The organism is Kribbella sp. NBC_00359, assembly GCF_036097425.1.
In the GTDB taxonomy this organism is placed as follows: Bacteria; Actinomycetota; Actinomycetes; order Propionibacteriales; family Kribbellaceae; genus Kribbella.
The window spans coordinates 6,575,422-6,592,181 of record NZ_CP107975.1 but is presented as its reverse complement, the minus strand read 5'-3'; the positions used below and the strand labels follow the sequence as shown (position 1 = coordinate 6,592,181).

The window sequence follows — 16,760 nt, the reverse complement described above, 5'->3', positions numbered from 1 at the left end:
ACTACTCCGTGCCCGCCGGGCGTGTGTGCTCATCTCTCGGTCCAACGCCCGGAGCCGGCAAAGGGATCTTGATAGGCGGGTACGCCGAGGAGGCGATCGACGGTGACGAAGCCGTACCCCTTGTCGCGGAGCCGGTCGACGACCACCTTGACCGCGTCGACGGTGGCGGCCCGGTCGCCGCCTTTGCCATCACGGCCGTCATGGAAAATGATGATGGAGCCGGGGTGAGTGACCCGCACAGCGAGCCGGGCGATGCGTTCGGGACTGGGCTGAGCCACCTCGAGCGGGTGGCAGAACTCGCCGGACACCACCTCGAGCCCGCGGTCCCGCAGCAGGCCGTGAAGCGCAGGGATCCGCAGCAGCCAGGGCGGCCGGTAGAGCGCCGGCCGGATCCCGAGCTGGGCGAAGGCAGCCATCCCTTGGTCCAGGTCCTCGGCGAGGGTGCTGCGGCGTAGGTACTGGGTGAAGTGGTGGGTGTGACCGTGAAGGCCGATCACATGACCTGCGGACGCCAGCCGGGTCGTCACCTCGGGATAGCGCTGAACGGCTCGACCTACCTGGAAGAACGTCGCCCGGATGCCCTCGCGGTCGAGGTAGTCCGCGAGTTGCGACGTGTGCGGCTCGTTCGGGCCGTCATCGAAGGTGAGGGCGACGACATACCGGTCGGCGGGGCCGCGGTACGGGAACGGGCCGAGCGTCTGCGAGTAGGGCGACATCATCAGCCAATAGGCCGCCGCCGCACCCACCGTCAGCCCGGCGACGTACCGCGGGGCTTTGGACGATCTCGTTGCGCTGCCCATCAGTTGTCCATCAGTCGGGCCGTCAGCGCCGTGGCAGCGGCGGCCACGGTCAGCCAACCCAAACCGCTCAACCGGTAACGCCGTGAAACCGGCCGGGACCGATCATTCCGGAAGGCGGGAGCGGTGCCGATGACAGCGCGCCCGGTCGCGTGGTTCAGGGTGACGGCGAGAACGTAGTAGAACAAGAACGATACGACGACGTTGTACGCCAGGCCCTGCGTCAGCCGGCGCGCCGAGGTGAGGGTGGGGTTGCACCGGTCGAAGGCGATCCGGCCGCGTGACCTCAGCTGCCGGAACGTCTGAGCGATGCGGGACAGCCAACCAGCGCCGAACACGGTGTCGGCGTCGCTCGACACGACGATCTGTCCGCGGGCCGTGAGCGTGCCACGGTGGCGCGCCGCGCAGACGCCCGGCGTCTCCTCGCGTACGACGATCGCGCCGTACAGGCGGGCGATCTCCGCCGTGTCGTCGGTGCAGTTGTTGTCGACCACGATCACCTCGTGCCCGCCGGTGAAGTCTTGTCGGGCCAGCGACTGCAGGCAGTCCCCGATGAGTCGTTCCTCGTTGAAGGCGGGGATCACCACACTGAACCTAGGCCCGACCGCGTCCGTGGTGAGGTCGCAGGGGGCTTCTGACGTCCGCCTACGTCGCACGAGCAGCACCTCGCCATCCTGGCGAGGCGGGGCTGAGAGGACGCTGAGCAACTACATTTGCCTCCAGCAACCGACCGGTTACGGTTCTGGCTATGGCCAGGATCGCTGTCTGTGAGGACGACCGGGCGCTGCGCGGGTTGCTTCGGCGAGCCCTGGAAGGCGACGGTCACGCGGTCGTTGCCACGGCGAAAGGTTCCGATCTTCTCGCCCGGCTCGACCCGGCCCCTCAGGTCGTGATCCTGGACATCGGCCTGCCCGACGCCGACGGCCGGGACGTCTGCCTGGCCCTCCGTGCGCACGGGGTGCACGCCCCGGTGCTGATGCTCACCGCGCTGGGCGGCATGCACCACAAGGTGAGCGGCTTCGAAGCCGGAGCCGACGACTACCTCACCAAACCCTTCGACGTCCCGGAGTTGCTGGTGCGGATCCGCGCACTGCTGCGCCGGACCACGGTCGCTGTCGCCGTCGACGAGGTGGTCCTCGACCCGACCAGCCACGAGGTACGCCGGGGCGACGCCGGTGCATCACTCACGCCGACCGAGTTCCGGCTGCTGGGCCGGCTGATCTCGGTTCCCGGCGAGGTCGTACGCCGCCACGCGCTGGTCGCCGCCGGGTGGCCGCACGGTGCTTATGTCAGCGAGAACACCCTGGATTCCTACCTGCGGCGACTGCGCGTGAAGCTCGATCGGCTGGGTGTCGCCGGCCGCGTCGCGACCGTGCGCGGAGTCGGCTACCGATGGGACTGACCGGCTTCCGGGGTCGAATCGTCTCGCTCGCGGTCCTGACCGCGACGCTGGTCGTCGCCGTACTCGTGGTGCTGAGCCACGTCCTGCTCACCCGGGCGACCGACGCCGATACCCGAACGCTGGCGCGCACACGAGCCGAAGCCGTCGCATCGACTGTCCAGGTTCACAACGGAACAGTCAGGCTCGTCGAGGGCACCGGCGACGCGTTCGACACTGTCGCCTGGGTCTATGCCGACGGCCGGCTCATCGACGGAGCGGCCCACTCCCCCATGCTCGGGATCGTCGACCGGCTGGGCAGCTCCACCCGAGCCGAGTTCCAGACGACTGGTCACTACCTCCTGTACGCCGAACCGCTGCCGGTGCACGGGCATCCGGTCACCGTCGTCGTGACGGTGGACCTCGCGCCGTACGAGAACGCGGAGCAGCGCAGCTTGCTGATGTCGCTCGTGCTCGGCGGTCTCGCCGTCGTACTCGCGGGCTTCGTCGCCTACCTCGGCGTCAGCCGGGCCTTGCGTGTCGTCCATCAGATGTCTGCGCTGGCCGACGAGTGGGGGGACCACGACCCTGGTCGGCGCTTCGGCCTGGGGCCGGCCCGCGACGAGTTCGGCGAGCTGGCCCAGACCTTCGACCGGCTCCTCGACCGGGTCTCGGACACGATCGCCGACGAGCGGCGGCTGACCGACGAGATCGCCCACGAGCTGCGGACGCCGATGACCGTACTGCGCGGCGAGGCCCAACTTGCCGAACTCTCGGGAACCCACGTCGTACCGCACGTCGTCCTCGCCGAGACGGACCGGCTCAGTGCCGCGGTGAGTGCGATCCTCGATGCCGCCCGGTCTCGCATGCGCGGAGAAGCGTCCTGCCGGCTCGCCTTGGTCCTGCATCACGTATCCGAGGGCCGCGACGTACAGATCGACGTCCCAGCCGAGCTCGAGGTGGCGGTCCCCGCCGAGGTGGTGACCGCTGTACTGGCGCCTCTGATCGACAACGCGACCCGGCACGCCAGGACGACTGCGTCCCTCCAGGCAGAGGTGGCCGGCGACAGTGTCGTCGTCCATGTCCTCGACGACGGGCCGGGCTTCGGACCGGACGATCTCGAACGCGTCTTCGCGCCCGGTCACAGCGGTGCGGACGGACACGGGCTCGGCCTCGCCGTGGTCCGCCGGATCGCGGCCGCGACCGGCCTCGGCGTACGGGCGGTCGCCGACGGACGCGGACACGTCGAGGTGCGGTTCCCGCGGGCCTGACGGCGGCAGTCAGGTTGCGTGCAGGTGCTTTGCGCAAGCGTGGCCGCATGACAACCAATACCGCATCCCGTACGGCCGCACCCCGGGTGCTGCTGAACAAGGTGCCCGAGGTCACTATCTGGTTCTGGCTCATCAAGATCCTCTGCACCACCGTCGGCGAGAGCTTCGCCGACTGGATCAACATGCAGCTGGGCGTCGGACTCGTCGCCACCGCGATCATCTTCACCGTGGTCTTCGCCGTGGTCCTGGGCTGGCAGGTGAGCACGTCCCGGTACAAGCCGGCCGCCTACTGGCTCACCGTCGTGGTCGTCAGCGTCACCGGCACGCTCTACACGGACATCCTCACCGACCAGCTCGGCGTACCGCTGTGGATCAGTACGTCGGTCTTCGCGCTGGGCCTTGCGGTCGTGTTCGGCATCTGGTGGGCCCGCGAGCGCACCCTCTCGATCCACAGCATCGTCACGCGGCCCCGCGAGGGCTTCTACTGGCTTGCCGTCCTGGTCACCTTCGCGCTCGGCACCGCGGCCGGCGACTGGACCCTCGAGCTGACCGGCTGGAGCCCCGGCGTGTCGGTCCTCCTTCCGCTGGCCCTGATCGCGATCATCGTCGGCTGCTGGCGACTGGGCGCGAACCCCGTCCTGGCCTTCTGGCTGGCGTACATCCTGACCCGTCCGCTGGGCGCGAACCTGGGCGACTGGCTGGCCTCCCCGAAGGTCCCCGACCAAGGCCTGGGCCTGGGAACGCTGGTCACCAGCATCATCTTCCTGTGCGCGATTCTGGCGACGGTCGTCTACCTGACCCTCACCAAGACCGATGTCATCGAGGGCCACCAGCACCGCGAACGCGGGGCGAAGTACCACCAGCCGCGCCGCGAGTGGCCGCTCGTCGGCGTCATGACAGCTGCCACGATCGCGGCCGGCATCCTGCTGAACTGGGCGTCCGCACAGCCGCACGCGAACGCGGCGGCCGAGGGCGAAGGCCCGAACCCGGCGGAGGCGAACGTCCACCTGACCTCCCAGCAGGCGACCTCGCATTTCCCCGCCGCTGACGTAGCCGGGTTCCGCACCCTGGTCCGTGGCATGGACGCCGACCTCGCCAAGGGCGACCAGGCCGGCCTCAACAACGCCGTCGACGCCTACGAGAAGGCTTGGGACGACGACGAGACCAGGCTCAAGCCGCTCGACGGGAAGGCCTGGGACTTCATCGACAGCCAGAACGACGCGCTCTTCACCTCGGTCCGGGACAGCAAGGACCCGGCGGCCGAGAAGAAGGCGATCCAGGCGCTCGTGAAGACAATGGGCTGATCCGGCCAGGTGCCGCTCGGTTGCTGTCAGCGGAAGACGCCGGTGTGACCGAGCGAGTACCTGCCGGGCTGCGGGAAGACGGCGAGTCCGTGCGGTCCACTGCCCACCTTGATCCGGGCGAGCAGCCGGCCGTCACGGAGCCGGATCGCGTACACGACGGCGTTGTAGCGGCCCGAGACCCACAACACGGCCCCGTCCGGCGAGACCCCACCCATGTCCGGGCTGCCGCCACCCGGAATGCGCCACGTCGCGACCACTCGGCGGGTGGCGAAGTCGAGCAAGGAGATCGAGCCTTCCTCGCGGTTGGTGACGATGAGCCGCCGCGAGTCGCGGGTCACGTAGAGACCGTGTGCGCCCTTGCCGGTCGGCACGAAGGCGCGGACTGCGAATGGCTGGGGAGTCACCAGCCAGACGCCGTTGCTCATCATGTCCGCGACGTAGTAGACCCGCCCGTCAGGTGCGAGCTTCACGTCCTGCGGCATCGGAGCCGGCATCCTGCGTCGTTGCGGCAGCCGGAGCACCTGCAGGATCTTCTCGGCCGCGGTGTCGACCAGCAGGAGCTGTCCGGAGAACTCGCACGACACCACGAAGGTCCGGCCGTCGGCGGCGAAGTCGGCATGGTTCACCCCGGCACAAGGCACCGGAACCGACCTCTGCGCGGCCATCGTGTGTGGATCGAGAAACACCAGCCGCCGGTCGGCCGAGGCCATCACCACCGCGTGTTTCCCGTCCGGCGTGAAGTAGAGGTTGTAGGGATCGTGGACCGCCACCGAGCGGCCGGGCAGTCCCGTGACCGGGTTGATCGGGGTCAGGCTGTTGCCGAGGTCGTTGTTCACCCACAGGACGCGCAGGTCCCACGACGGTACGACGTGCTGCGGCTGCCGGGCGGTCGGGAACGTCCGGATCACCCGGTAGGTCCGCGGATCGATCTCGGTGACCGTGTTGCTGCCACTGTTCGGGACATAGATCCGCACCGGGATCCCGCGTACCGAGGCGGCGAACCGGCCGGGGCGGTCGGCGGCCCAGACATCGGTGGGCGACAGCGGCGGTGGCATCCCCGGCAGGAGTTGCGGGGTGGCCGTCCTTGCGGGGCCTGTCGTAGGAACCTGCGTGACGATCGACGTCGGACCACTGGTGGTGGTGGCGCTGGGATTTCCGGTGCACGCGGTCGCGATCAGCAGCCCTCCCAGCAGAGCGAGCCGGAGGGGTTTCATGCCAGGAGCTCGGTCAGGGTGACCGGCTGGAGTCGCTTGCTGGACAGTCCGGCCAGGATTCGGGGCAGCGCCGCGATGGTGACCTGATGGCCGAGGTGCAGACTGACGATCGAGCCCGGCTGGACTCCGTCGAGGACCGCACGGACGACCGTGTCCGCCGGTGGGTCCCGCCAGTCCAACCCGTCGACGTCGTACGAGACGCAGGTGTCGTAGCCGGCCGCGGCCGCCGCCGATCGGATCAGTGGTGTCGTGCGCTGCGTCCCCGACGCGCGGAACCAGCGGCCCTCCGAGTTCGCCGTATGGCGAAGCACTGCCGCGCAGTCGCCGACCTCGCGATGCGCGTCGGCTGAGCCGAGTGTGCGCATCGGCCTGTGATGCATGGTGTGGTTGCCCAGGTCGTGCCGACCGTGCAGGATCCGTGTGGCCATGTCGGGGTGGCTCACCAGCCAGGTGCCGACAGCGAGCACGCTGATCCGGACGGCGTGGCCTTCGACCAGTGCGAGCAGCCGCTCGGCGAGAGCCGGGTCGCCGTTGCCGTGGAACGTCAACGCCACCTTGCGCACCGCACGCGGTCCATGACCCACCTCGACCGCAGCAGTCGGCTGTGGCCTGGCCGGCTGACTCGGCTGGGCTGGTGTCTCCGACGGCGTACTGGACGGGCTTGGAGTGCTGGCCGGAGCCTGCGCGTGAGGCGTGCAGCCGGCGGCCGCGGCGCCACCCATGGCCAGAAGACTCGAACGCAGGACAGTCCGCCGATCCAGAGGCATGCCTCGAAGCTAGCGAAGGCAACACCAAAGGAAGGCAAAACTTCTCGGCCACGGCGGCCTCATGGTGACGATGGGGGCGCAACCTCGAAGTGCGACACCGTGGCCTCCCGGTCGAGCAGGTACGCATCGTCTTCCGGGTAGTACTTGGCATGGTCGATGTCGTCACCGGCGAAGGCCCGGATCTGATCGAGGTCGCTCCACCAGCTCAGCGTGACGATCTCGGTCCGTCCGTCACCGAGATCGCGGCTGAGCAGCTGAGCCCCCTCGTTCCCCGGCGTACTCCGATACCCCGCCATCCCGGTCCGCTCCACGATCTCGACGTACTCAGCCGCCTTCTCAGTCGGCACCCACCCCCGCCACATCCGCGCAATCATCCCCCCACCGTACGCCGAACCCGGACCCCCAACCGGAGTCCTCCAGGCGGTGCGGACGTCCGTGGGTCAGCGGCTGGTGCGGAGGGTTTGGGCTAGTTCTTCGAGGGCTGGGAGGGCGTTGATGATGGTTTGGGCGGACTGCTCGGGGAGCTGGTCGAGGCAGGCGCCGATCGCTTGTGTGCGGAGGAGTTTGACGCGCTCGTGCAGCTGACGGCCCGCGTCGGTCGCCTCGACCCGGACGGCGCGGAGGTCGTCGGGGTTCGGGTCGCGCTGGATGAGGCCGAGCTCGGTGAGTCTGCCGACCACCCGGGACAGCATGGTGGGGTTGAGGCCTTCGAGCTGCGCCAACTCGGTCAGGCCGAGCGGGCCGCGGAACGTGATCAGGCCGAGCACGGAGGCCTGGGTCGGTGTCAGGCCCTCGTCGGTCGCCGTGGCGTTGAGCTCCCGCGCCAGCTTGGAGATCACCCCACGGAGCTTGCTCAACGTCTCGGTGTCAGTCATGTCACCCCTTTATTGCCTGCCAGCAAGCAATGTAGTCTTGTTCATCGATGGAACCGTCGAGAACACCCGCACTGATCGCCGAGCCGGCCGCGGACGAGCCACTGGCCCACCGGCGCCTCGTCTTCGGCATCGTCGCGATCGCTCTGCTGATGGCCTCGATCGATCAGACCATAGTGGCGACCGCGCTCAATGCCATCCGCGGCGACCTGAACGCTCCGCTGACCTGGAGCGGCTGGACGATCACGATCTACGCGCTCGGCCAGATCATCGTCATGCCGCTGGCCGGCCGGCTCGGGGACCAGTTCGGGCGCAAGAAGGTCTTCCTCGGCGCCGCGGCGCTGTTCACCATCGCCTCACTGGCCTGCAGCCTGGCCGACAACATCTACCTGCTGGTGGTGTTCCGCGCTCTCCAGGCGATGGGCGGCGGCGCGTTCATGCCGACCGCCACCGGCATCGTCGCCGAACAGTTCGGTCGCGACCGGGACCGGGCGATCGGCATGTTCACCTCGATCTTCCCGATCGGCGGCATCATCGGCCCGATCATCGGCGGCATCATCGTCACCTACTGGTCCTGGCGCGAGATCTTCGTCGTGAACATCCCGATCGGTCTGCTGCTGATCCTGCTCGGCCTGCGGTTCATCCCGAGCAGCACCCCGAAGGCCGCCGCCCGGGTCGACGGCGCCGGCGCCGCACTGCTGGCGTTGACGCTGCTCTTCGGCATGTTCGGGATCAGTTCGCTCGGCGGCAGCGGCGCGGAGCCGACCGATCCACTGTTCATCGCGTCGATGGCGCTCGCGCTCACGCTCGGCGTCCTGTTCGTCCGGCACGCCAACCGGCACGCGGCGCCGTTCATCCCGATCAGCCTGCTGCGCGGCCGCGGCTTCGGGGCGATGAACACGATCAACTTCCTCTTCGGCGCGGCCATGCTGGGTTTCGGCGCACTCGTCCCGCTGTACGCCGAGTCCCGCTACGGCATCCAGCCACTCCAGGCCGGGACGTTGCTGACCGCACGGGCGGTCGGGATGATCTGCGTCGCCGGTCTGGCCGTGTTCGCTCTCCGCCGTACCGGCTATCGGGCCCCGATGATCGGCGGCTTCGTGCTGGTCGCGGCCGGGATGACCGTGATGTCGCTGCCTCCGCACGGACTCACGCCGTACGCGTGGCTGGCGATGGCCGCGGGGATCACCGGCATCGGGATGGGCCTCTCGATCCCGGCTTCGAACAACGCCAGCCTGCAACTGGCTCCGGACCAGATCTCGGCGATCGCCGGACTGCGCGGGATGTTCCGTCAGTCGGGCGGGATCGTGGCCGTCTCGATCACCACGACGATCCTCACCCATTCCGCGAACAGCGGTACCGCCCAGGCCTACAGCTTCGTCGTCTTCGCCGCGATCCTGCTGCTGATGATCCCGCTCACCTTCCTGGTCCCCGACCACCGGGGCAGCTGGTAGCTCACCCGCGGAGCGCCGGCGGATGGTAGTTGCTGTGAGCAACAGATAGCTGGGCTGCAGCCGTGGGCGGCGCGGGGGGCGAATCGCCTCGCCGCGTTGCCAGGACGGTCGCCATGCCTGCGATGACCAGGCTGCAGATGACGAGTAGGCCGATGAGCAGGCCCCGGCGCGGCGGCTCGCCGTGGCCGAGAGAGTACTCCCGGTCGTCGTCGAGCTCGGGGCCCCAGCCGAAGGGCGCCAGCGGTGGATCGCCGCCGGGCATCCCCGGTAGCGGATAACTGCCGTAGAACGGGATCGATCCGTCCGGCAGCGCCGACCATGTCTCCCGGTGTTGTTGATTCAGCAACGTCGTACCTCCCCTCGGCACCTGCGTTCCACTCCCCAGTTCCCCCGCAGCCGGTACGCACACGAATGTACGACGAGACCGCGGCACATGCGACCACCAAATCCCACGCCGGCCGAGGATCAGATGCCCACAGCAACCACCCGAACGCGCACCGCGACCAGAACTCACCCTTCGCAGGCAGGCGGAGACATTGCGCATCAATCGGTGCACTCCGGGCACCGGGAGACATGGATCAACGTCTCGCGCTTGTCACCGGAGTCACGGGGTATATCGGTGGCCGGCTCGTGCCGGAGTTGCTGGAGGCCGGGTTCCGGGTCCGCGCGATGGCGCGCAACCCGCGCCGCCTCCGGGATCGGCCCTGGTACGACGAGGTCGAGATCGTCGAGGCGGATGCCGGGGACGCGCGGCAACTCGGGGCGGCCATGGACGGCGTTGACGTCGCGTACTACTTGATCCACTCCCTCGGTACGGGCCGTCGGTTCGCGGCGCGCGACCGCCACAACGCCTTGACGTTCGGGACGGCGGCCAGGGAGGCCGGCGTACCCCGGATCGTCTACCTCGGCGGCCTCTACCCCGAAGGCGAGGAACTCTCGCCGCACCTGGATTCCCGGCGCGAGGTCGGCGAGATCCTGCTGGCCTCCGGGGTACCGGTCACCGTGCTGCGCGCGGCCGTGATTCTCGGTTCCGGCTCGGCATCGTTCGAGATGCTGCGGCACCTGACCGACCGCCTGCCGGTGATGGTCACCCCGCGTTGGCTCAGCACGCGGATCCAGCCGATCGCCGTGCGTGACGTCCTGCACTATCTGGTCGGCAGCGCATCGATGCCGGCCGACGTCAGCCGCGGGTTCGACGTCGGCGGGCCCGATGTCCTCACCTATCGCGACATGATGCAGCGCTACGCGAAGGTTGCCCACCTCAACCAACGGCGTATCGTCCTGCTGCCGCTGCTCACGCCGTCGCTGTCGAGTCACTGGGTCGGCCTGGTCACGCCCGTGCCGAGCAGCATCGCCAGACCGCTCGTCGACAGCCTGGTCCACGAGGTCGTCTGCAAGGAGCACGACATCGCCAAGTACGTCCCCGATCCGGAGTCCGGACTGATCGGCTTCGATCGGGCGGTGGAACTCGCGCTCACGCGGGTCCGCGACCTGGACGTGACAACCACCTGGGCATCCGCCTCAACGCCCGGCGCACCGAGCGATCCGCTGCCGAGTGACCCGGACTGGTCGGGCGGTTCCTTGTACGTCGACGAACGCGAGAGCGTCGTACCCGCGAGCCCCGATCGGCTGTGGAGGGTGATCGAGGGCATCGGCGGCGGCAACGGCTGGTACTCGTGGCGCCTCGGTTGGGCGGCGCGCGGCGTGCTGGACCGGCTGTTCGGTGGTCCGGGGCTGCGCCGCGGCCGGCGCAATCCACGTGACCTGTCGGTGGGGGATCCGCTCGACTGGTGGCGCGTCGAAGAGATCGAGGACCATAAGCTCCTCCGTCTGCGCGCCGAGATGCGGCTGCCCGGCCTGGCCTGGCTCGAACTCGTCGTCGACCGCGACGGGGCGGGTAACACCGTCTTCCGTCAGCGCGCGCTGTTCCATCCACACGGCCTGCCCGGCCACCTGTACTGGTGGGCGATCAAACCCTTCCACGGCCTCGTCTTCGGCGGCATGCAACGCAACATCGCCTCCGCCGCCACACGCGCCTCGAGGCCCGAGGGCTGACCGTCCCCCCCGTCGCCGGTGTCGATGGGCCGTGCCATCGACACCGGCCTTGCGGGTCAGCCGGCTCGGTAGAGGGAGCCGCCGCCGGAGATGCCGATGGTGGCGCGTTGGCCGCCGACGTTGAGGTTGATGACGAAGGTGGTGCCGGACTGCCGGGTGGTGTACGTGACCGAGCCGGAAGCGCGGACGGGTACGACGAACGACAGGATGGACGCCGTCTTGCCGGAGCGCGCCAGGAGCAGGGTCGGGGCGGACTTGCGGACGTAGCTGCTCGGGTAGGACCAGCCCTGGATCGGGTTCGTCTGGGCCTGCTTGACCAAGGTCGCGCCCGCGGGGAGCGCCTGCTTGAACGGGATCTGGAACAGGACCGTCCTGGTCTTGTCACCCGGTGCCATCGCCACCGCGGTGGTCCGCGAGACCACGGTCGCCTTCTGATCCGGCGGCAGATGCCACAGCGTCTGGAACGCCTGCGACGTCTTCGCCGACGCGCGGTCCCAGGTGACCATCAAGTCCGGGTCCTTCAGCACCAGCACCGAGCGGACGCGGCTGATCCCGCTCCCCGGTGCGTCGACGAACTGATAGGACTCGGCGTTCGCCTTCACCGACGACGCGGTCAGTCTCGTGACCGGGTTCGTATACGTCGACAGCGGCGTCGTCATCACGCTGTGAGCCGCGGGGCTCACCGCCCAGGTTCGGTACGCGCCGGCGTTGTAGGCCGCGTACCCGCCGTCGATGACGATGTCCCGCCCACGGGCCGTGTAGGTGATGCTGGTGTGGTCGAAGTGCCCGTGGAACGCCCGCCCCGGACCGAACCTGATGCTGTACGTCGACTCGCCCGCGAACCCCCTGGCGGCAGCGGTCCCCCAGCCGGTCCGGCCGAAGACGTAGCCGTTCGAGTAGATTCCGACCCGCCACAGTGGCGCCGTACCCTTCGTCCCCAGTGAGCCGGCGTACTCCATCGGCGTTCCCGGCCACGGGTACGTCGCCTGGACCTCGGTGTCACCGAGTTGGTGCAACTTGCCGAGCGAGTTGGTGGCCAGGGTCAGCCACTTGGCCAAAAGCGCCCGCCTGGTCGCGATCGTCGTACCGGGACTGACGCCACAGTTCGTCAGCACGGCCATCGCGCGGCCCCAGAGCGAGTAGTTGAACGCGGCGTACCCGGTCGACTGTTCGTTCGTCGACCCCTGCGCGTCGATCGACGTGGTGATGCCGACTCCCAGCCGTTGCTGGGCGAGGTTCTTGTAGTCGGCCCGGCCCAAGGTGCAACCGACGCCGAAGAGCGCGATGCTCTCGTCGGTGCCGTGGTTCCAGGCACCGCTCCAGTAGTTCGTCAGGAATCTCGCGTGACTCAGCAGTGCCGCGTTGACCCAGGTATACCTGGTCGGCAACGTGGTGACCTTCAGACCGGACAGGATGGCCTGCCGCAGGCAGATCAGCACGTTCGTCCGGTGCATCGTGGATTCCCACGCACCGACGTTGCCCTTCCACGAGTACGGGTTGTCGCGATACCAGTCGTAGGCGATCGTGTTGACGCGCGTGAGCGCGGTCAGGTCGCCCTGGCCCGCCGCGATGATGCCCTTGCCGAGCCAGCGCAGCGAGTGGAACCACATGTACCAACTGGCGTTCTTGTAAGGATTCGCCAGCCAGTTGATGTTCCCGCCGCCGTTGCCCACCTTGGTCGGCGCGTACGGCCCCCACGCGAACTGGTCCTTGTACAGGTTCGCCAGCGGGTTCGTGGCGTCGATCCCGCTGAAGCCCGGGCACGCATAGAACGGCGCCGCCAGCGACTGCACCTTGCCCGTTCCGATGTCCGTGGCCGGCGGCGCGGCCGGGGGTACGACGTTGCTCTGCCCCGGCACGAACTCCGCCTCGTCCGGCCCCGGCGGCGCGGGCACGATCGTGATGCCCGGCGTGGCCGCTGGCGTTCGAGTTGTTCCTGTTGCCGTTCCCGCCCCCAGTACCAGAGCGGCGATCCCGACGGCCGCACCGGCCGTGGTCATGAATCGCATGACTTGTCCTTCCCCCACCGTCGCCGGACCGCGGCGACGCTGTCGATGCTCGGGTCGCGAGCGCACCAGAGCCGAACTGCATGACGGGACAGGGCTCAGGCAGTGCCTGCCAGATGCGTCCTGCCGTCGGCGAGCACGCGGGCTCCCGCGGGTCCGGTCCGCTCGCCGCTAACGAAGGTCCGACCTGCAGCTCAGGTCGAACGTGACTGCCGAAGCTCTCTCACCAAGAACCACCACCCCCTACCGCAAATCCCCCACAACTCCCACGATGCACCCAAATCGCCAAATGTTGCGCTGACCGCGTTGCGGTTGGCTGGGACGGCACTCGAGAACTGACATTCGTACAAGACCGACCGTCGGCAGCCATGGCATCGTGTCGTGCATGAGGGAGTACTCGGACGGGATGCATGTGGTCCACGACGGCCCGCGTCAGGCGCCTCCACTGCTGCTGATCCACGGTTCAGGGGCGTCCGGGGCCAGCTGGGCGCCAGTGGTCCCGGCACTTGCCGGCCACCGTCACGTCGTCCGGGTCGACCTTCCGGGAATGGGCCACTCCCAACCCGCTGCGTCGTACGACGTGCCGGAGCAGGCGGCCCGGGTCGGGAAGGTGATCGATGCCCTCGGCCTCGGTCCGGTCACCGTGGTGGGACATTCGAGCGGTGGCTACGTGGCGACCTCACTCACCGAACAACGCCCCGATCTGGTGAAGGCGATCGCACTGCTCAGCACAGGCCCGAGACCCGATGCACTCCTACCCCAGCCGGCCGTCCTGCGGGCCCTGTCCTGGCCGCCCGTCGGCCGTCTCGTCTGGGCGCTGCGCTCCGACAAGATGATCCGCAGGGGGATCAACGTGACGTGCGCCCGCCCGGTGGACATCCCGAACGATCTCGTCACGGAGCTCCGGGGACTCACGTACAGCACGTTCGCGGCGGTGCTGCGCTGCAACGGCGAATACATCGCCGCACGAAGTGTCCCCGACCGGCTGGCCGACCTCGACGTACCGGTGCTGGTGGCGTTCGGTACTGCCGACCCCCGCTGGGATCCGTCGTCGGCGCACGACTATGACGCCGTACCGGACACGCGGGTCGAGTTGCTGCCAGGGATCGGGCACATCCCCATGCTCGAAGCTCCCGAGGCGACGAGCGAACTGCTGCTCGACTTCGTCGCCGCAGACCGCTGACCTTCAGGCCTAGCATCGTCATATGCCATCGACCGGGACACCACCTGACTGGACCCTGGTGGACATCGCCGTCCCGAGCTGTCCGGGCCGGCTGCCCGGCGTCAGCATGGCCGGGTTCGGTCACCGGGGCCGGGCGTTCGTGGACATGGCCATGGTCGCGCACCCAGCGGTCAGCCTGATCATCGATCTGGGCGAGGGCGAAGGTCTCGTCTACGACGTGCACGGCCGGCGAGAGAAGGGCAGCGTCTTCGTCGGGCTCCTGCCGGGCGCCCTTCGGGCCGGCGGCAGGGTGGGCGAATGTCTCCAGGTCCGGCTGTCGCCGGTCGCGGCGGCCGCGGTCTTCGGCGCATCGACCGTCCTGACCGGGACGGTTGCGTCCCTCGCGGAGGTGTGGGGTCGCGACGCCGGGCGGTTCGAGGAGAGACTGCGCGCAGCAGCGTCGTGGGACGACCGGTTCACCATCGTCACGGATGTGCTCGGCCGACGTCTGGACGCCCGCAGATCCGTGGATGCGGAGGTCGCCCACACCTGGCGCCGGACATTCACCAGTCGCGGGCAGGCCCGCATCGACGGCCTGGCGAGCGAGATCGGCTGGAGCCGTCAGCGACTGTGGTCCCGGTTCCGGTCCCAGCTCGGCATCTCCCCCAAGCGAGCCGCTCAGCTGGTGCGGTTCGACCACGCCGCCCACCTCCTGGCGGCGGGTCACGCCGCGGCCGGCGTCGCCGCCGAGAGCGGGTACGTCGATCAGTCGCACCTCCATCGCGAGGTCTTCGCGTTCGCCGGGGCGACGCCCGCCGCGATTGCCGCCGCACCATGGCTCGCGATCGACGACGTCGCCTGGCCGAAGGCGCGGGCTACTGTCGGGGCATGACCGAACTCTTGGTGGACGCTCCGATCGTCGCCGTCGCCGTGTATCCGGACCGGGCCCGGATCACGCGGCGCGGCAAGGTCATCCTGCCGGGCGGCGACCAAACGGTGTCCGTCGAGCCGCTGCCGCTCATCCTGGAGAAGGACTCGATCCGGGTGGCAGGCCGCGGACCGGCCACCGTGGTCGGGGTGGACCTGGCGATGCGGCACCATCCGCAGGCGCCGGACGAGACCGTGGCCGAGCTGGAGCGGCAGCATCGCGAGGCCCAGGCCGAGGTCGCGGAGCTCGCCGACGACGACGATGTCCAGGGCCAGCTCGACGCGTTCCTGACCCAGCTCGCTCGTCGGGCCGGCGGCAGCTTCGCGCGATCGCTGGCCTCCGGTGAGACCGCCACCGAGCTGAGCGGGTTCACCGAGTCGCTCGCCGCCCGGCTGTCCGCCGTACGGTCGAAGCGGCGAGAGCTCGCCAAGCTGCGGCATGATGCCGACGACCGCCTCGCCGCCGCCGACCGTCGGCTCGCCGCGATCGCGAAGCAGCGCACGCCCGACCGCCTTTCGGTCGCCGTCACGTTGGCCCTGGAGAGCGAGGCGGAGGTGGAGATCGACCTCTCGTACGTCGTCCCCGCCGCCGGCTGGACGAGCTCGTACGACGTGCGCCTGAGCGGCGAACGCCTGACGTTGAGCTGGTACGGCCTGGTCAGCCAGGGCACCGGCGAGGACTGGCCCGAGTGCGACCTCACGCTGTCCACGGCCCGTCCCATGGCGACCGCGAAGGTCCCCGAGCTCGACCCGTGGTACCTCGACCGCTTCCACCCGCCGGTGCCGGCCGGCCGCCCGCTGAGTCTCGATTCCAGGCGGGCGTCCAACGCCGCGCGGGAGAGCCTCCAATCAGCCGCGGCACCCGCCTTCGTCGAGCAGCAGGCTGCCGCGACCGTCGAGCAGGGCGTCACGGCAGCGACCTACACGCCGCCCCGGCCGGTCGCCGTGCCCGCGGACGGCGCCTCGCACCGCGCGACGATCGCCTCGATCGACCTCGACGCGGAGCTGGACTACATCACCGCGCCGGTCCGGTCGACCGACGTCCATCTGCGCGCCACGGTCGTGAACTCGTCCACACACACGTTGCCCGTCGGGAGGGCCGCCGTCTTCCACGAGTCGGACTTCGTCGGCTCGGCCGCGCTCCCGATCTGGGCTCCCGGCGAGGACGTCGAACTCGCTCTCGGCCTGGACGACCGGATCCGCGTCGAGCGCAAGCTCGTCCGCCGGAACGCGAGCAAGGCCACGCTCGGATCGACTCGCCGGCGTGAGGTCGAGTACGAGACCCGGATCGAGAACCACACCCCGCGCAAGGCCCGGGTGACGGTCCTCGACCAGTTGCCGGTGTCGCGCGACCACGAGATCACCGTCAAGCCGATCACCGCCGAACCCGAGCCGGCCGAGACCACCGAGCTCGGCGTCGTCACCTGGAAGGTCGACCTGGCCGCCGGCCAGGAGCTCCTGATCAAGCTCGGTTTCCGGGTCGACACCGGCAAGTCCGTCGACCTCATCGGCTGGCGCGACTGAGCACCGAGGGCCGCGGCAGTCGCGCCCGC

General features: G+C 69.3%; 16 protein-coding genes. 8 read left to right on the top strand and 8 right to left on the bottom strand.

The annotated features are described in order from the left end of the window. Positions 1 to 29: 29 nt before the first annotated feature. Together OG876_RS32145 and OG876_RS32140 are read right to left on the bottom strand one after the other, a co-directional pair. On the bottom strand, positions 30 to 800 hold the full coding sequence (locus tag OG876_RS32145) for a polysaccharide deacetylase family protein (protein ID WP_328520430.1): 771 nt from the start codon (positions 798 to 800) through the stop codon (positions 30 to 32). Continuing rightward, the gene (locus OG876_RS32140; RefSeq protein ID WP_442914193.1) at positions 800 to 1,384 is read right to left on the bottom strand and encodes a glycosyltransferase; all 585 of its coding nucleotides are present in this window, start codon (positions 1,382 to 1,384) and stop codon (positions 800 to 802) included. The genes OG876_RS32145 and OG876_RS32140 overlap by 1 nt, the downstream gene beginning before the upstream one ends. A gap of 161 nt (positions 1,385 to 1,545) precedes the next feature. On the opposite strand from OG876_RS32140, the gene OG876_RS32135 reads away from it, so the two are divergent. Genes OG876_RS32135 through OG876_RS32125 form a run of 3 tightly spaced genes read left to right on the top strand, consistent with a single transcriptional unit; the run spans position 1,546 to position 4,750 of the window. Further along, the gene (locus tag OG876_RS32135; protein ID WP_328520428.1) at positions 1,546 to 2,199 is read left to right on the top strand and encodes a response regulator transcription factor; all 654 of its coding nucleotides are present in this window, start codon (positions 1,546 to 1,548) and stop codon (positions 2,197 to 2,199) included. Continuing rightward, positions 2,190 to 3,446 (top strand): ATP-binding protein, encoded by a 1,257-nt coding sequence (locus tag OG876_RS32130; RefSeq protein ID WP_328520427.1) that lies wholly within the window; start codon positions 2,190 to 2,192, stop codon positions 3,444 to 3,446. The genes OG876_RS32135 and OG876_RS32130 overlap by 10 nt, the downstream gene beginning before the upstream one ends. Before the next feature lie 47 nt (positions 3,447 to 3,493). Further along, on the top strand, positions 3,494 to 4,750 hold the full coding sequence (locus OG876_RS32125; RefSeq protein ID WP_328520426.1) for a COG4705 family protein: 1,257 nt from the start codon (positions 3,494 to 3,496) through the stop codon (positions 4,748 to 4,750). A 26-nt stretch (positions 4,751 to 4,776) separates the two neighbouring features. On the opposite strand, the gene OG876_RS32120 is transcribed toward OG876_RS32125, so the two are convergent. The 4 genes from OG876_RS32120 to OG876_RS32105 form a co-directional block, all read right to left on the bottom strand. Then, the gene (locus OG876_RS32120; protein ID WP_328520425.1) at positions 4,777 to 5,964 is read right to left on the bottom strand and encodes a YncE family protein; all 1,188 of its coding nucleotides are present in this window, start codon (positions 5,962 to 5,964) and stop codon (positions 4,777 to 4,779) included. Next, on the bottom strand, positions 5,961 to 6,731 hold the full coding sequence (locus OG876_RS32115) for a polysaccharide deacetylase family protein (RefSeq protein ID WP_328520424.1): 771 nt from the start codon (positions 6,729 to 6,731) through the stop codon (positions 5,961 to 5,963). Before OG876_RS32115 ends, OG876_RS32120 begins: the two co-directional genes overlap by 4 nt. A 59-nt stretch (positions 6,732 to 6,790) precedes the next feature. Then, complete coding sequence (locus OG876_RS32110) at positions 6,791 to 7,105, bottom strand: antibiotic biosynthesis monooxygenase family protein (protein WP_328520423.1); 315 nt, start codon at positions 7,103 to 7,105, stop codon at positions 6,791 to 6,793. Between the two features lie 66 nt (positions 7,106 to 7,171). Continuing rightward, positions 7,172 to 7,606 (bottom strand): MarR family winged helix-turn-helix transcriptional regulator, encoded by a 435-nt coding sequence (locus tag OG876_RS32105; RefSeq protein ID WP_328520422.1) that lies wholly within the window; start codon positions 7,604 to 7,606, stop codon positions 7,172 to 7,174. 47 nt (positions 7,607 to 7,653) lie between these two features. On the opposite strand from OG876_RS32105, the gene OG876_RS32100 reads away from it, so the two are divergent. After that, positions 7,654 to 9,057 carry an MFS transporter gene (locus tag OG876_RS32100; RefSeq protein ID WP_328520421.1) on the top strand — a complete coding sequence of 468 codons (1,404 nt, stop codon included), beginning with the start codon at positions 7,654 to 7,656 and terminating at the stop codon, positions 9,055 to 9,057. A gap of 1 nt (position 9,058) precedes the next feature. On the opposite strand, the gene OG876_RS32095 is transcribed toward OG876_RS32100, so the two are convergent. Continuing rightward, entirely contained in the window at positions 9,059 to 9,403 is a 345-nt protein-coding gene (locus tag OG876_RS32095; RefSeq protein ID WP_328520420.1) for a hypothetical protein, read from the bottom strand. A 227-nt stretch (positions 9,404 to 9,630) separates the two neighbouring features. Here OG876_RS32095 and OG876_RS32090 point away from each other — a divergent pair, with 227 nt between their 5' ends. Beyond that, positions 9,631 to 11,112, top strand: coding sequence for an SDR family oxidoreductase (locus OG876_RS32090; RefSeq protein ID WP_328520419.1), 1,482 nt, complete (start codon positions 9,631 to 9,633; stop codon positions 11,110 to 11,112). A gap of 56 nt (positions 11,113 to 11,168) precedes the next feature. Here the strand turns inward: OG876_RS32090 and OG876_RS32085 are convergent, their stop codons facing one another. Continuing rightward, complete coding sequence (locus OG876_RS32085; protein WP_328520418.1) at positions 11,169 to 13,121, bottom strand: heparinase II/III domain-containing protein; 1,953 nt, start codon at positions 13,119 to 13,121, stop codon at positions 11,169 to 11,171. 382 nt (positions 13,122 to 13,503) lie between these two features. On the opposite strand from OG876_RS32085, the gene OG876_RS32080 reads away from it, so the two are divergent. Genes OG876_RS32080 through OG876_RS32070 form a run of 3 tightly spaced genes read left to right on the top strand, consistent with a single transcriptional unit; the run spans position 13,504 to position 16,731 of the window. Next, entirely contained in the window at positions 13,504 to 14,301 is a 798-nt protein-coding gene (locus OG876_RS32080) for an alpha/beta fold hydrolase (protein ID WP_328520417.1), read from the top strand. 22 nt (positions 14,302 to 14,323) lie between these two features. Beyond that, the gene (locus OG876_RS32075) at positions 14,324 to 15,172 is read left to right on the top strand and encodes a helix-turn-helix domain-containing protein (protein WP_328520416.1); all 849 of its coding nucleotides are present in this window, start codon (positions 14,324 to 14,326) and stop codon (positions 15,170 to 15,172) included. After that, positions 15,169 to 16,731, top strand: a complete 1,563-nt coding sequence (locus OG876_RS32070) for a DUF4139 domain-containing protein (protein WP_328520415.1) — start codon at positions 15,169 to 15,171, stop codon at positions 16,729 to 16,731. The genes OG876_RS32075 and OG876_RS32070 overlap by 4 nt, the downstream gene beginning before the upstream one ends. Positions 16,732 to 16,760: the final 29 nt, after the last annotated feature.

Excerpts from the sequence above, each read along its gene's own strand:
- OG876_RS32145 (WP_328520430.1), bottom strand. The coding sequence starts at position 800 with ATGGGCAGCGCAACGAGATCGTCCAAAGCCCCGCGGTACGTCGCCGGG.
- OG876_RS32135 (WP_328520428.1), top strand. The coding sequence starts at position 1,546 with ATGGCCAGGATCGCTGTCTGTGAGGACGACCGGGCGCTGCGCGGGTTG.
- OG876_RS32130 (WP_328520427.1), top strand. The coding sequence starts at position 2,190 with ATGGGACTGACCGGCTTCCGGGGTCGAATCGTCTCGCTCGCGGTCCTG.
- OG876_RS32125 (WP_328520426.1), top strand. The coding sequence starts at position 3,494 with ATGACAACCAATACCGCATCCCGTACGGCCGCACCCCGGGTGCTGCTG.
- OG876_RS32120 (WP_328520425.1), bottom strand. The coding sequence starts at position 5,964 with ATGAAACCCCTCCGGCTCGCTCTGCTGGGAGGGCTGCTGATCGCGACC.
- OG876_RS32115 (WP_328520424.1), bottom strand. The coding sequence starts at position 6,731 with ATGCCTCTGGATCGGCGGACTGTCCTGCGTTCGAGTCTTCTGGCCATG.
- OG876_RS32110 (WP_328520423.1), bottom strand. The coding sequence starts at position 7,105 with ATGATTGCGCGGATGTGGCGGGGGTGGGTGCCGACTGAGAAGGCGGCT.
- OG876_RS32105 (WP_328520422.1), bottom strand. The coding sequence starts at position 7,606 with ATGACTGACACCGAGACGTTGAGCAAGCTCCGTGGGGTGATCTCCAAG.
- OG876_RS32100 (WP_328520421.1), top strand. The coding sequence starts at position 7,654 with ATGGAACCGTCGAGAACACCCGCACTGATCGCCGAGCCGGCCGCGGAC.
- OG876_RS32090 (WP_328520419.1), top strand. The coding sequence starts at position 9,631 with ATGGATCAACGTCTCGCGCTTGTCACCGGAGTCACGGGGTATATCGGT.
- OG876_RS32085 (WP_328520418.1), bottom strand. The coding sequence starts at position 13,121 with ATGCGATTCATGACCACGGCCGGTGCGGCCGTCGGGATCGCCGCTCTG.
- OG876_RS32080 (WP_328520417.1), top strand. The coding sequence starts at position 13,504 with ATGAGGGAGTACTCGGACGGGATGCATGTGGTCCACGACGGCCCGCGT.
- OG876_RS32075 (WP_328520416.1), top strand. The coding sequence starts at position 14,324 with ATGCCATCGACCGGGACACCACCTGACTGGACCCTGGTGGACATCGCC.
- OG876_RS32070 (WP_328520415.1), top strand. The coding sequence starts at position 15,169 with ATGACCGAACTCTTGGTGGACGCTCCGATCGTCGCCGTCGCCGTGTAT.